The sequence below is a fragment of the Citrobacter sp. CRE-46 genome, from assembly GCF_059615875.1.
In genome coordinates, this window is sequence record NZ_CM184341.1 from 2804361 (window position 1) to 2817234 (window position 12874).

Genomic DNA, 12874 nt, shown 5'->3' on the forward strand with positions numbered 1-12874 from the left:
ACGGCATAAGTTTATGAATCATAATCATGAATAATGGCAACGTTAGCGGCAGATACTGTGATTCCACTCCAGTATTTGCTATCCAGAAATGAATTTAACTCATAGGTCCATGCGGGATTCACAGACTAATAGTACCCACAGAAAATTGCTAATCTGCGGTCAATACAAAGATGAATGTTCAGGAGAATCCCATGAATACAAAAGTACTCAATAACGGTGTTGAGATGCCCCTGCTTGGTTTTGGCGTTTATCAAATGACCGATGCCGCCGAATGCGAGCAAGCCGTACGGGATGCCATTGATTCAGGTTATCGCCTGATTGATACCGCTGCCTCATACCTGAATGAAACTCAAGTAGGGAACGCACTCAAGCAAAGCAGTGTGCCACGTAATGAGCTTTTCGTGACCACCAAGCTGTGGTTACAAGATGCAAGCTATTCCGGCGCAAAGGCTCAATTTACGCGGTCCCTGCAACGCCTTCAGCTTGATTATATTGATCTTTATTTAATCCATCAGCCCTATAGAGATGTACATGGTGCCTGGCGCGCTATGGAGGAGTTATATGAGGAAGGAAAAATCCGTGCGATTGGCGTGAGTAATTTTCATCCGGATCGACTGGCTGATTTAATGGCCTTCAATCGCGTGATTCCTGCCGTAAACCAGATTGAGGTAAACCCATTCCATCAACAGCCACATGCGGTTGCCTGGATGCAGAGCAGAAAAATTCAACCACAAGCCTGGGCACCGTTCGCCGAGGGACGTAATGACCTGTTTCAGAACCCGGTTTTAGCGGCTATTGGGGAAAAATATGGCAAAAGCATCGGTCAGATCGTGCTGCGCTGGATTTATCAGCGCGGAATTATTTCACTGGCGAAAACCGTGCGTAAAACGCGTATGACCGAAAATATTCAGGTGTTGGATTTTAGCTTGACCCCGGAAGAAATGACGCAAATTGCCGCCATGGATAGCGGAAGCAGCGCGTTTTTCTCGCATCGAGATCCGGCTAGAGTGGAATGGATCACCCAGCGGAAGCTGGACGTTTAAAAAACGGCCTCCGCAGAGGCCGTCTTACTTTTAGCTAACGATTACAGCGCTTTCAGAATCGCATCCACGCTGGCCTTGGCATCGCCAAACAGCATATGGGTGTTTTCTTTAAAGAACAGCGGGTTTTGTACGCCAGCATAGCCGGTGTTCATTGAACGTTTAAACACGATAACGTTCTGCGCTTTCCACACTTCCAGCACTGGCATACCGGCGATCGGGCTGCGTGGGTCATCCTGCGCCGCCGGGTTTACCGTATCGTTGGCGCCAATAACCAGTACGGTATCGGTGTCGGCGAAATCATCATTGATTTCATCCATTTCCAGCACAATGTCATATGGCACTTTGGCTTCCGCCAGCAGCACGTTCATATGACCCGGCAAACGCCCTGCTACCGGGTGGATCCCGAAACGCACTTTGATGCCGCGGGCACGCAACTTCTCAGTGATTTCCGCCACCGGATATTGCGCCTGAGCCACAGCCATACCGTAGCCCGGAGTGATGATCACGGAATGCGAGTTCTTCAGCATTTCTGCTGTGTCTTCTGCATTAATCTCCCGGTGTTCACCCACCTCTTCATCAGAACCCGTAGATGAGCCATCAGAACCGAAGCCGCCCGCAATTACGCTGATGAACGAACGGTTCATTGCTTTACACATAATGTAAGACAGGATCGCACCGCTCGAACCTACCAGCGCACCGGTAACGATCAGCAGATCGTTGCTCAGCATAAAGCCCGCCGCCGCCGCCGCCCATCCGGAGTAGGAGTTGAGCATTGAAACGACTACCGGCATGTCTGCACCACCGATGGACGCCACCAGATGCCAGCCAAAAGCCAGCGCAATAATGGTCATCACCAGCAGCGCCAGAACCTGCAGGCCAACGCTTTCAGTACGAACAAACACCACCAACAGCAGGAAGGAAACGACCAGCGCCGCGAGGTTCATTTTGTGACGGTTTGGCAGCATCAGCGGTTTAGAGGAGATCTTGCCGCGCAGTTTGCCAAAGGCCACCACGGAACCAGTAAAGGTCACCGCACCGATAAAGATACCGAGGAACACTTCTGTCAGGTGAATGTTCACCAGAATCGGTTCCAGGCCCGTGTCGTGATACAGGTAGCTGTTAAAGCCCACCAGTACCGCCGCCAGACCAACGAAGCTGTGCAGAATCGCCACCAGCTCCGGCATCTCGGTCATCTCGACTTTTTTCGCCAGGCGGATACCAATCGCGCCGCCGATGATCATCGCCACCAGGATCCAGGCAACATTGCCGGTATCCGGGCCAAAAATCGTCGCAATCAGCGCAATCGCCATCCCGGCGATACCGTAGTTGTTACCCTGCTGGGAGGTTTCATGTTTCGAAAGTCCCGCCAGGCTGAAAATAAACAGGATCGCGGCAACAATGTATGCAGCTGTAACTAATCCTCCAGACATATGTTACCCCTTAGTTTTTCCGGAACATTTTCAGCATGCGCTGAGTCACGGTGAAGCCACCGAAAATATTAATGCTGGCAATAAGCACCGCGATAAAGCTCAGGAAACTCACCCAGCCACCCTGACCAATTTGTAACAACGCGCCGACAACGATAATCCCGGAGATGGCGTTGGTCACAGACATCAGCGGAGTATGCAACGCGTGCGACACATTCCAGACCACGTAGTAACCCACCACGCAGGAAAGCGCGAACACCGTAAAGTGACCGAGGAACTCTTTCGGGGCGACATCGGCAAGCCAGCCAAACAAAATGACTACCAGCGCCATCAGCGCATATTTACGCCATGGTGAAACCGGTTTTTTCTCTTCTTTCGGCGCGGGAGCCGATTTTGGCGCAGCCTGCGGCTGAGCTGAAACCTGGATCGGCGGCGCAGGCCAGGTGATTTCACCCTCGCGAACCACCGTCACGCCACGCACCACCACGTCGTCAAAATCAACGGTAATGTTGCCGTCTTTCTCTTTGCACAACAGTTTGAGCAGGTTGACGAGGTTGGTACCGTACAGTTGGGAAGACTGTGTCGGCAGACGACCAGGCAAATCGGTATAACCGATAACCTTCACACCGTTCTCGGTGGTGGTCACCTGGTTAGGCACGGTATATTCACAGTTACCGCCGTTTTGCGCGGCGAGATCGACAATTACACTCCCCGCTTTCATCGAATCAACCATTTCACGGGTGATCAGTTTCGGCGCAGGTTTACCCGGGATCAATGCCGTTGTAACGATAATGTCGACATCTTTTGCCTGAGCGGCGAAAAGCGCCATCTCGGCTTTGATGAAGGCTTCGGACATCACCTTAGCGTAACCGTCGCCGCTGCCCGCCTCTTCTTTAAAGTCCAGTTCGAGGAATTCAGCGCCCATACTCTGAACTTGTTCTTTCACTTCCGGACGGGTGTCAAAAGCACGGACGATAGCGCCCAGGCTGTTTGCCGCCCCGATCGCCGCAAGCCCTGCCACACCCGCACCAATCACCATGACCTTAGCAGGCGGAACCTTACCCGCGGCGGTGATCTGTCCGGTAAAGAAGCGGCCAAATTCATGGGCGGCTTCAACAATGGCGCGATAGCCGGCGATATTTGCCATCGAGCTTAAGGCATCAAGCGACTGCGCACGCGAAATACGCGGGACGGAGTCCATTGCCATCACTGTCACATTGCGCTCTGCAAGCTTTTGCAGCAGCTCCGGGTTTTGCGCAGGCCAAAGAAAACTCACCAGCGTCGTGCCCGGATTAAGCAAGGGAATTTCCGCCTCTTCCGGTGCATTGACCTTCAGAATAATCTCTGACTGCCAGACAGCATTGCCGTCAACAATTTCTGCGCCTGCCTGCACAAACGCCTTATCGTCAAAACTCGCCAGTTGACCTGCGCCGCTTTCAACCGCGACGCTAAAACCCAGCTTTAGCAGCTGCTCAACCGTTTTCGGCGTAGCTGCGACACGGGTTTCATTGGTTAACCGTTCTTTTGGTATGCCAATTCGCATAATGTTCCCTTCCATCTGTATTTTTGATGATGGTTTATCAATGTTTACAAGAGGCATGCGCGCACTCTCGAAAGAGGTCAGTGTTACCTCAATAAAATAAAACAGTAACAAACTCTGTATAACCTACTGAAAATGGAGCCTGTGATCTAGCGCCAAAAAACAGTATTTATTATGAAATTCGCAAAACAGGGATGAATTCGCCCGCAGACAGGGATAATGCCCTTTAAATAGCCCGCAATGGCTGATAATTCGCTCAAGCGAAGCGGCAAAACATGATTAAGCGCCACCCGAGAACAATTGATTAACATTAAATTAACTTATGAAATTCAACTGTTTTATCAGTTTTAGCCTCCAAACGCCGAATTTTTGGACATATCACAAAATGTTATCGACACTGTTACACCCTGTGGCACGATGAGTGAAAAATGACGCAGACACTGACACAATTTAAATGCAATAATCAGCGACGTTTCTAGTCAATAACAATACCAGTACCTGGTTTGCGCAAGGCGAAGGATTATTTTTATGAAGCTTAAGAACACTCTCCTGGCGTCCGCACTTATTTCTGCGACTGCTTTTTCTGTAAATGCAGCGACAGAATTGACGCCGGAGCAAGCTGCTGCCCTGAAACCCTATGACCGCATTGTGGTTACCGGTCGTTTTAATGCGATCGGTGACGCGGTGGATGCCGTATCACGTCGTGCAGATAAAGACGGTGCAGCCTCTTTTTATGTTGTTGATACCTCAGATTTTGGCAGTGGCGGTAACTGGCGCGTTGTAGCCGACATCTATAAAGCCGACGCTGAAAAAGCGGAGGCATCCAAAAACCGTATTATTAACGGTGTAATGGAGTTACCTAAAGATCAGGCCGTTCTGATAGAACCTTACGATACCGTTACGGTACAGGGCTTCTACCGCAGCCAGCCTGAAGTGAATGATGCCATCACCAAAGCGGCGAAAGAGAAAGGGGCTTACTCTTTCTATATCGTTCGCCAGGTCGATGCCAACCAGGGTGGTAACCAGCGTATTACCGCATTCATCTATAAAGCGGATGCGAAAAAACGCGTAGTACAAAGCCCTGATGCAATCCCGGCTGATTCTGATGCCGGTCGCGCCGCATTAGCTGCAGGTGGTGAAGCCGCGAAGAAAGTTGAGATCCCGGGCGTTGCGACTACCGCATCTCCGAGTGCTGAAGTTGGCCGCTTCTTCGAAACGCAATCCACCAAAGGTGGACGTTACACCGTCACGCTGCCGGATGGCACGAAAGTTGAAGAGCTGAACAAAGCGACTGCTGCCATGATGGTTCCGTTCGACAGCATCAAGTTCACCGGTAACTACGGTAATATGACCGAAGTCTCTTATCAGGTTGCCAAGCGAGCAGCGAAGAAAGGCGCGAAGTATTATCACATTACTCGCCAGTGGTCAGAACGTGGTAACAACATGACCATCAGCGCTGATCTGTATAAGTAATATCCTATGCTTTATCAGGTCTGCAGCGCTTGTAGGCCTGATAATTTTCCCTTGTTAAGCCCTCAGCCCGAACAAAAAACACGAATATTAAGACAACTTTTCACACTATTAGTCACAAATCTCTCTATCCCCATTGCATGCGTTCTCTTCTCTCCGTAAAATCCCGCGCCTTAGTGGCTTTCACCATTTTTATGCGGTTTGCCAAAATAATTATTCTCTCACTCTCGTTTTAGTAACTGGATACAAATGGAAAAGAAATTGGGTCTGAGCGCACTGACCGCGCTGGTTCTAAGCTCAATGCTCGGCGCTGGTGTTTTCAGCCTGCCACAAAATATGGCGGCGGTTGCCAGCCCGGCTGCATTACTGATTGGTTGGGCGATTACCGGTGCGGGTATTTTGCTACTCGCCTTTGCCATGCTGATCCTGACGCGTATCCGACCTGAACTGGACGGTGGCATTTTTACCTACGCGCGCGAAGGTTTCGGGGAACTGATTGGCTTCTGCTCTGCATGGGGATACTGGCTATGCGCCGTTATCGCTAACGTTTCGTATCTGGTTATCGTCTTCTCTGCGCTCAGCTTCTTTACCGATACGCCGGAATTACGCCTTTTTGGCGATGGTAATACCTGGCAGGCTATCGTTGGCGCATCAATGCTGCTGTGGATCGTCCACTTTCTGGTGCTGCGTGGGGTGCAAACCGCAGCCAGCATAAACCTGGTCGCGACCCTGGCCAAATTGCTGCCGCTTGGCCTGTTTATCGTGTTGGCGTTCATGCTGTTTAAGCTCGATACCTTCAGTCTGGATTTTACCGGCCTCGCGTTGGGCGTCCCCGTCTGGGAGCAGGTCAAAAACACTATGCTCATTACCCTTTGGGTATTCATCGGTGTGGAAGGCGCAGTGGTGGTTTCCGCCCGCGCACGAAATAAACGCGATGTCGGACGCGCCACGCTGCTGGCGGTGCTTGCCGCGCTGGGCGTTTATCTGTTGGTTACCCTGCTGTCGCTGGGTGTTGTCGCGCGTCCAGAACTGGCAGAAATCCGCAACCCATCAATGGCCGGTCTGATGGTAAAAATGATGGGACCATGGGGCGAAATTATTATTGCCGCGGGTCTGATTGTCTCCGTTTGCGGTGCCTATTTAAGCTGGACGATTATGGCGGCGGAAGTGCCATTTCTCGCCGCTACCCACAAAGCGTTTCCACGGATTTTCGCGCGTCAGAATGCCCAGGGTGCGCCATCCGCGTCGCTGTGGCTGACCAACATCTGCGTCCAAATCTGTCTGGTGCTGATCTGGCTCACAGGTTCCGACTACAATACGCTACTGACTATTGCCTCTGAGATGATTCTGGTGCCCTATTTGCTGGTCGGCGCATTTTTGCTGAAAATCGCTACCCGTCCGTTGCATAAAGCCGTCGGTGTCGGTGCGAGCATTTATGGCATATGGTTATTGTATGCGTCAGGTCCGATGCACCTGCTGCTGTCTGTGGTGCTATATGCGCCGGGACTACTGGTTTTCCTTTATGCCCGTAAAACACACGCGCATGAAAATGTATTAAAACGTCAGGAGATGGCGTTGATCGGCCTGCTGCTTATTGCAGCAGTTCCGGCGACCTGGATGTTGGTGGGGTAACGCTATCCCCATCGTTCGCGAAACCTGGAGATTACGATGGGTAAAAAGCCCCCTTTGCCGATACTTATCACTGGAGGAGGTCGTCGCATCGGCCTCGCCGTCGCATGGCATTTTCTCAATCAAAGACAGCCAGTTATTGTCAGCTATCGGACACATTACCCGGCCATTGATGGCTTATGCGAAGCTGGCGCGTTGTGTATCCAGGCTGACTTTTCTACCGATAAAGGCGTGTTAGCCTTTGCCGATGAGGTTAAAAGGCAGACGACCGGTTTGCGCGCCATTGTGCATAATGCCAGTGCCTGGGTTGCAGAAAAGCCGGGCACGCCGCTAACCGAAGTGCTGTCGGCCATGATGCAGATTCATGTCAATACGCCCTACTTACTCAACCACGCCCTGGAAGAGTTGTTACGCGGTCATGGACATGCAGCCAGCGATATTATCCATTTTACGGATTATGTTGTGGAGCGTGGCAGCGACAAGCACATCGCTTATGCTGCCAGTAAAGCGGCGCTGGACAATATGACTCGCTCGTTCGCCCGCAAACTGGCGCCGGAAGTCAAAGTGAATGCGATTGCCCCCTCGCTGATCCTGTTCAACGAGAGTGACGATGCTGAATATCGCCAGCAGGCTCTGAATAAATCACTGATGAAAACGGCGCCCGGTGAAAAAGAAGTCATTGATTTAATTGACTATCTATTGACCAGTTGCTTTGTCACAGGACGTAGTTTTGCCCTTGATGGCGGGCGTCATCTGCGTTAATGCAGCTTAATCCAACAAAAAATCAGCAACCACGCGCTCAGGCTCCAGCACACCACTGACCCGCCGAGCGCGACGGGTAAGCGCATAAAGCCGGTGAAATACCACAGCGAAACGAGGTAGACAAAATAGGGAATAATTGACCACATGCTGAATACAATGGTGGTACGCAACGCCTCGATTCCACGCTCACTGGCCACGATATAATGGGCAATCAACGCGAATGTCGGGAACAGCGGGATTAATCCAGCAATATAGTAATTCTTTGTTTTAGCGAGCAAACCAATCAACACCACCACCAGCGCACCCAGCGCCGCTTTGATAACGAGTCCCATTACCCTGCCTTAACACATCAATAACATCAGTCCCTAGCATAACGGAAGCAATCTTGTTTAGAAAAGATTAATGGAAGGAAAAACGAGGGCGGTGTACATTGGCGTTTTATATTCAAAATGAATGATATGAACACCATTGTATTTGTTGAAGATGATCCTGAAGTTGGCTCGCTGATTGCCGCCTATCTGGCCCGGCATGACATTGAGGTTATTCTTGAACCTCGTGGTGATTTGGCCGAGGAGAGAATCCTGCAAGTTCAACCCGATCTGGTGTTATTAGATATCATGCTGCCGGGCAAAGACGGGATGACAATCTGCCGCGATTTACGTGGACGCTGGCAGGGTCCGATTGTTCTGCTGACCTCTCTGGACAGCGACATGAACCATATCCTGGCGCTGGAAATGGGGGCCTGCGACTACATCCTTAAAACAACCCCTCCGGCCGTACTGCTTGCGCGGCTACGCCTGCATTTGCGTCAGAGCGAACATTCAGCCCAGTCTAAAGGTATTCAGGCAGCGACCATCACGCCGCACACAACGCTACGCTTTGGTACACTCACTATCGACCCAACCAACCGCTCCGTGCTACTCGGCGGCGAGCAAGTCTCTCTTTCCACCGCCGATTTTGAATTATTGTGGGAGCTGGCGACTCATGCCGGGCAGATTATGGACCGCGATGCGCTGCTGAAGAACCTGCGCGGTGTAAGCTATGACGGAATGGATCGCAGCGTTGATGTGGCGATTTCCCGATTACGTAAAAAACTGCTCGATAATGCCACTGAGCCCTATCGAATCAAAACGGTACGCAACAAAGGTTACCTGTTTGCACCGCACGCCTGGGACGACGAGCCACAGAAATAATGCCATCAGGCCGGTCTCGCAGATCGGCTGAATTTACCACAATACGTTACACCGTCACGAAAAATTGTTTACAGAACAGGCATACAACCGCCATCCGGCTGGTTTCCACATTTTTTGTGTGGCTGCTGACGTCCCCCCTCCCTATAATCCGTTGCGGCCCTGAACCTTATGGTTCAGGTGTATTTCGCAATAACAAAACTCTTTCCGGCATTTCAGGTGCTGAATGAGGCAAGAGGCTACAATATGTTCGTTACGCTCGCGTATATCGCGTTCTTTTTGGTTTGTTCATGGGCAATTTTCAGAATCAACCAAAAAAGTCACTCTCTTTCAAAAAGTGTCTTCATCGCTATTTTTCTTGGTGCCGTTATCGGCTTATCCCTGCATCTCATTGCTGCCGACGACAGTAAAACAGTGATCGGTTGGTATAACGTTATCGGCAATGGCTATGTGAATTTACTAAAGCTGGTTGCGGTTCCGCTGATTTTCATCTCTATTCTCTCAGCCATTAATAAGCTCGAAAATAGTGCAGGCATTGGGAAAATGTCGTTAACCATCGTCGGATGCATGCTCTGCCTGGTAATGATTGCCGGGTTTATTGGGCTACTGACTGCGCATGTATTAGGTCTGGACGCCAGCGCATTTGTTCATATGCAGTCCACGCTGACGGCGGATGATGTGAGTAAAACTGTCGCCATTTCACTACCAAAACTGATGACCTCCCTGATCCCAACGAACATTTTCCTCGATCTAACCGGGGCCAGAAGTGTTTCCGTCATAGGCATTGTTATCTTCACGCTACTTGCCGGCGTGGCATTATTAAAGGTCAAACAAGATGCCCCGCTAGAAGGTGAAAAATTAAGTGCTGGCATTAACGCCATCCAGATTTGGGTGATGAAGATGGTACGTATCGTTATTGCCCTCACCCCTTATGGCGTGATGGCATTAATGGCAGGCGTATTTTCCGCGTATCGACTTGAACAATTTGCCAGTCTGTTAGGCTTTATTGCAGCCTGTTACCTTGCCATTCTGATGATGTTTATCGTCCACGCGCTAATACTGGTGCTGAGTGGCAATAATCCGGTTCACTATTTTAAAACCGTCTGGCCAGTATTAACCTTTGCCTTTGTGTCACGCAGCAGTGCGGCATCTATTCCACTGGCTATTACCGCGCAGGAAAAGTTTGGCGTGCAAAACACCATTGCCAATATTGCGGCCTCATTCGGCTCCAGCATGGGTCAAAACGGCTGCGCCGGGATCTATCCGGCTATTATGGTGGCGATGATTGCGCCAACTATTGGCATTGATCCGCTATCGGTGCATTTTTTGCTCGCCATGCTACCTGCGATTGCGCTGGGTTCCATCGGAGTGGCGGGCGTTGGTGGCGGCGGAACATTTGCTGCGCTGATCGTCCTTTCAACGCTGAACTTCCCTGTCGCGCTGGTGGGGATTTTCATTGCTATCGAGCCTGTCGTTGATATGGCCAGAACGGCACTCAACGTGAATGGTTCGATGATGTCAGGCGTACTGGCTAACAGGCTCCTGAAAAAAAGAGCAGAAGAACCGCAACGCGTGAACGCGAATTAATCAGCCTTCCAGTAAGAACTAAGCCTTCCTGTAAACGGAAGGCTTTCTTTTGTGTCAACTGAATGTCAGTCCGTCGTATTTTTTCCAACGGTAATTCACGGCAGAAATAATCCAGCAGCAGATAAAAACGCCAATAATCACAAAACCGACATTGCCCATATGGTCACTCAAATTGCTGACGGTATCCCATAATCCTCCCTGGAGTGAAAATGCGTCAGAGAGAAGTCCCAACGCCTCCAGTCCACCGATAAATAGCGCAACAATCACCGAGGTTCCGGTGATGGTCATATTGTAATAAAGCTTGCGCTGCGGCTTATTAAACGCCCATCCATAGGCCTCAACCATCAGGATGCTGTCAAGGCAATCAATCAGCGCCATCCCGCAGGTAAACAGCGCCGGGAAAACTAATATTGACCAGACCGACATGCCACTGGACGCGCTTGAAGCGGAAATACCCAGCAGAGAAATTTCAGTGGCGGTATCAAAACCCAGACCAAACAGAAAACCGACAAAATACATATGCCAGTCTTTACCTACCAGGCGGAAAGCTGAGCGAAAAATCCAGTTCAAAGGACCTGAAACCGTAATATTTTCCGTGTTGCCAGCGTAAGTACCGGTGCGTTTAAGATGGCGAAAAGCCTTCCAGACATGGCAGAAGATAATGAGATTGATAGTGGCCAGAATCAGCAGAAATGCGGCAGAGACCGTGGTACCGATAAGACCGCCGACATTCTGAAACCAGGTCATATGCTGCTTAAAAACGCTGGTGGTCAGCGCAATGCCAATGCTTGCCAGCACAACAATGGTGGAGTGACCAAGGGAAAACCAGGCTCCCGTCGTCAGGGCGCGTTTTTTCTGCTGCATCAGTTTGCGCGTCGCGCTATCTATAGCAGCAATATGGTCGGCATCCACGGCATGGCGCAAACCATAGCACCACGCGATTAGACACAGCGCCAGTAACGACGTGTTGTTGCTAAACGCGGTAAAAGCCCACAGCCACGCCACAATGTTTGCCCCGATGAGTAAAACCATCAACGAAATAATGTTTGGGCGTTTTTTTAATATTGAAAACAATGCGTTCATTGTTTCCAGCCTGTCAAATTTGCGCTAAACAACACACTACACCGCCGTTCACTGATTGATTAATAAAACGTTTACCAGGCTAATGATAACTCTTAAGAATTACCAACCCAGTGTCATAGATCAAAGTTGATTACCACTGATGCGAGTTCCGCCATCGCTCACTCCGCTACGCACAGGGGTATATAGTCGCGTTGTCCCCCTCTTACAAAAACCGGCTTTAACTCCGAAATCAAGAATCAGGCATTGAAGCATTCCGCAGAAGATTATGGCCCAGAGCACTAATGGGCACATTCTTATGTCTCCGTGTGCCATGCTGATTGTGGTTGTTAAATGAGGAAACGCGATGATTGTTTTATGCAAAGCCTGCGGGACATCCTATGAGAAAACGGATTCTCATCCACAATATTGCGCTATCTGTAATGATGAACGCCAGTATGTCCCCGCGACAGGGCAGAAATGGATCGATTTTTCCACCCTTTGTGCTTCACATACAAATAAGTGGCAACAACACAACGGCGATCTTCTCAGCATCCGCACCGTTCCTGATTTTGCGATTAATCAGCGGGCATTTATTCTACGTACTCCCGAGGGCAATATTCTGTGGGACTGTATTGCTACGCTCGATGATGCCACGAAAATGCTAATAGCGTCTCTGGGCGGGCTTAAGGCTATTGCGATATCACACCCTCACTACTACACAACGATGCAGGACTGGGCTGCAGAATTTAATGCTCCGATTTACCTCCATGCCAGTGATAGCGAGTGGGTGATGCGCGACAGCCCGTGGATTAGATTTTGGCAAGGCGACAACCTTGAACTCGCCCAGGACGTCAGTGTGATACGACTGGGGGGACACTTTTCCGGTGGCTGTGTTTTGCACTGGGCACGAAATGAAGGCCTGGTGCTTTCCGGCGACATCGTTCAGGTCACACCAGGGACGCATGCCGTCTCCTTTATGTGGAGTTACCCCAATATGCTGCCGCTGCCAGTCGCAACGGTCAGCGACATCACTCACCGCCTGAGTACGGTAAAATTTAAACAACTCTACGGCGCATTTGAGGGAAAAGATATTAAGGACAATGCCGATGAAATCGTACGCCGTTCAGGCAAAAAGTATATCTCCTGCCTTAGATAATCGGGCCG

General features: G+C 50.4%; 11 protein-coding genes. 7 read left to right on the forward strand and 4 right to left on the reverse strand.

The genetic code is table 11. The annotated features are described in order from the left end of the window. The first annotated feature begins 191 nt into the window (after positions 1 to 191). Entirely contained in the window at positions 192 to 1043 is an 852-nt protein-coding gene (locus tag AC534G_RS13635; protein WP_110498093.1) for an aldo/keto reductase, read from the forward strand. 41 nt (positions 1044 to 1084) lie between these two features. Here the strand turns inward: AC534G_RS13635 and pntB are convergent, their stop codons facing one another. Together pntB and pntA are read right to left on the reverse strand one after the other, a co-directional pair. Continuing rightward, positions 1085 to 2473, reverse strand: coding sequence for a Re/Si-specific NAD(P)(+) transhydrogenase subunit beta (pntB, locus tag AC534G_RS13640; protein WP_038640472.1), 1389 nt, complete (start codon positions 2471 to 2473; stop codon positions 1085 to 1087). A gap of 10 nt (positions 2474 to 2483) precedes the next feature. Further along, positions 2484 to 4013, reverse strand: coding sequence for a Re/Si-specific NAD(P)(+) transhydrogenase subunit alpha (pntA, locus tag AC534G_RS13645; protein WP_110498094.1), 1530 nt, complete (start codon positions 4011 to 4013; stop codon positions 2484 to 2486). Positions 4014 to 4538: 525 nt separating this feature from the next. Here pntA and ydgH point away from each other — a divergent pair. The 3 genes from ydgH to folM all read left to right on the forward strand — a co-directional run bounded on the left by ydgH (position 4539) and on the right by folM (position 7871). Further along, positions 4539 to 5483, forward strand: a complete 945-nt coding sequence (ydgH, locus tag AC534G_RS13650) for a DUF1471 family protein YdgH (protein WP_069324179.1) — start codon at positions 4539 to 4541, stop codon at positions 5481 to 5483. Between the two features lie 246 nt (positions 5484 to 5729). After that, positions 5730 to 7112, forward strand: a complete 1383-nt coding sequence (locus AC534G_RS13655) for an amino acid permease (protein WP_110498095.1) — start codon at positions 5730 to 5732, stop codon at positions 7110 to 7112. A 36-nt stretch (positions 7113 to 7148) separates the two neighbouring features. Then, positions 7149 to 7871 carry a dihydromonapterin reductase gene (gene folM, locus AC534G_RS13660; protein ID WP_069324181.1) on the forward strand — a complete coding sequence of 241 codons (723 nt, stop codon included), beginning with the start codon at positions 7149 to 7151 and terminating at the stop codon, positions 7869 to 7871. Here the strand turns inward: folM and AC534G_RS13665 are convergent. Further along, positions 7868 to 8203, reverse strand: a complete 336-nt coding sequence (locus tag AC534G_RS13665) for a GlpM family protein (RefSeq protein ID WP_032939759.1) — start codon at positions 8201 to 8203, stop codon at positions 7868 to 7870. The genes folM and AC534G_RS13665 overlap by 4 nt on opposite strands. A gap of 126 nt (positions 8204 to 8329) precedes the next feature. On the opposite strand from AC534G_RS13665, the gene rstA reads away from it, so the two are divergent. Continuing rightward, positions 8330 to 9064, forward strand: coding sequence for a two-component system response regulator RstA (rstA, locus tag AC534G_RS13670; protein ID WP_193157044.1), 735 nt, complete (start codon positions 8330 to 8332; stop codon positions 9062 to 9064). 243 nt (positions 9065 to 9307) lie between these two features. After that, positions 9308 to 10648, forward strand: a complete 1341-nt coding sequence (locus tag AC534G_RS13675; protein ID WP_110498097.1) for an L-cystine transporter — start codon at positions 9308 to 9310, stop codon at positions 10646 to 10648. Positions 10649 to 10702: 54 nt separating this feature from the next. On the opposite strand, the gene AC534G_RS13680 is transcribed toward AC534G_RS13675, so the two are convergent. After that, positions 10703 to 11731: a HoxN/HupN/NixA family nickel/cobalt transporter gene (locus tag AC534G_RS13680; RefSeq protein WP_038640460.1), complete on the reverse strand. Its 1029-nt coding sequence runs from the start codon at positions 11729 to 11731 to the stop codon at positions 10703 to 10705. Positions 11732 to 12074: 343 nt separating this feature from the next. Here AC534G_RS13680 and AC534G_RS13685 point away from each other — a divergent pair, with 343 nt between their 5' ends. Next, positions 12075 to 12866 (forward strand): MBL fold metallo-hydrolase, encoded by a 792-nt coding sequence (locus AC534G_RS13685; protein ID WP_496594415.1) that lies wholly within the window; start codon positions 12075 to 12077, stop codon positions 12864 to 12866. The last annotated feature ends 8 nt before the right edge of the window (positions 12867 to 12874 follow it).

Bases quoted from the DNA above. Each gene is read 5' to 3' on its own strand.
- AC534G_RS13685 (WP_496594415.1), top strand. From the start codon at position 12,075: ATGATTGTTTTATGCAAAGCCTGCGGGACATCCTATGAGAAAACGGAT.
- AC534G_RS13675 (WP_110498097.1), top strand. From the start codon at position 9,308: ATGTTCGTTACGCTCGCGTATATCGCGTTCTTTTTGGTTTGTTCATGG.
- AC534G_RS13680 (WP_038640460.1), bottom strand. From the start codon at position 11,731: ATGAACGCATTGTTTTCAATATTAAAAAAACGCCCAAACATTATTTCG.
- pntA (WP_110498094.1), bottom strand. From the start codon at position 4,013: ATGCGAATTGGCATACCAAAAGAACGGTTAACCAATGAAACCCGTGTC.
- ydgH (WP_069324179.1), top strand. From the start codon at position 4,539: ATGAAGCTTAAGAACACTCTCCTGGCGTCCGCACTTATTTCTGCGACT.
- AC534G_RS13655 (WP_110498095.1), top strand. From the start codon at position 5,730: ATGGAAAAGAAATTGGGTCTGAGCGCACTGACCGCGCTGGTTCTAAGC.
- rstA (WP_193157044.1), top strand. From the start codon at position 8,330: ATGAACACCATTGTATTTGTTGAAGATGATCCTGAAGTTGGCTCGCTG.
- pntB (WP_038640472.1), bottom strand. From the start codon at position 2,473: ATGTCTGGAGGATTAGTTACAGCTGCATACATTGTTGCCGCGATCCTG.
- AC534G_RS13665 (WP_032939759.1), bottom strand. From the start codon at position 8,203: ATGGGACTCGTTATCAAAGCGGCGCTGGGTGCGCTGGTGGTGGTGTTG.
- AC534G_RS13635 (WP_110498093.1), top strand. From the start codon at position 192: ATGAATACAAAAGTACTCAATAACGGTGTTGAGATGCCCCTGCTTGGT.
- folM (WP_069324181.1), top strand. From the start codon at position 7,149: ATGGGTAAAAAGCCCCCTTTGCCGATACTTATCACTGGAGGAGGTCGT.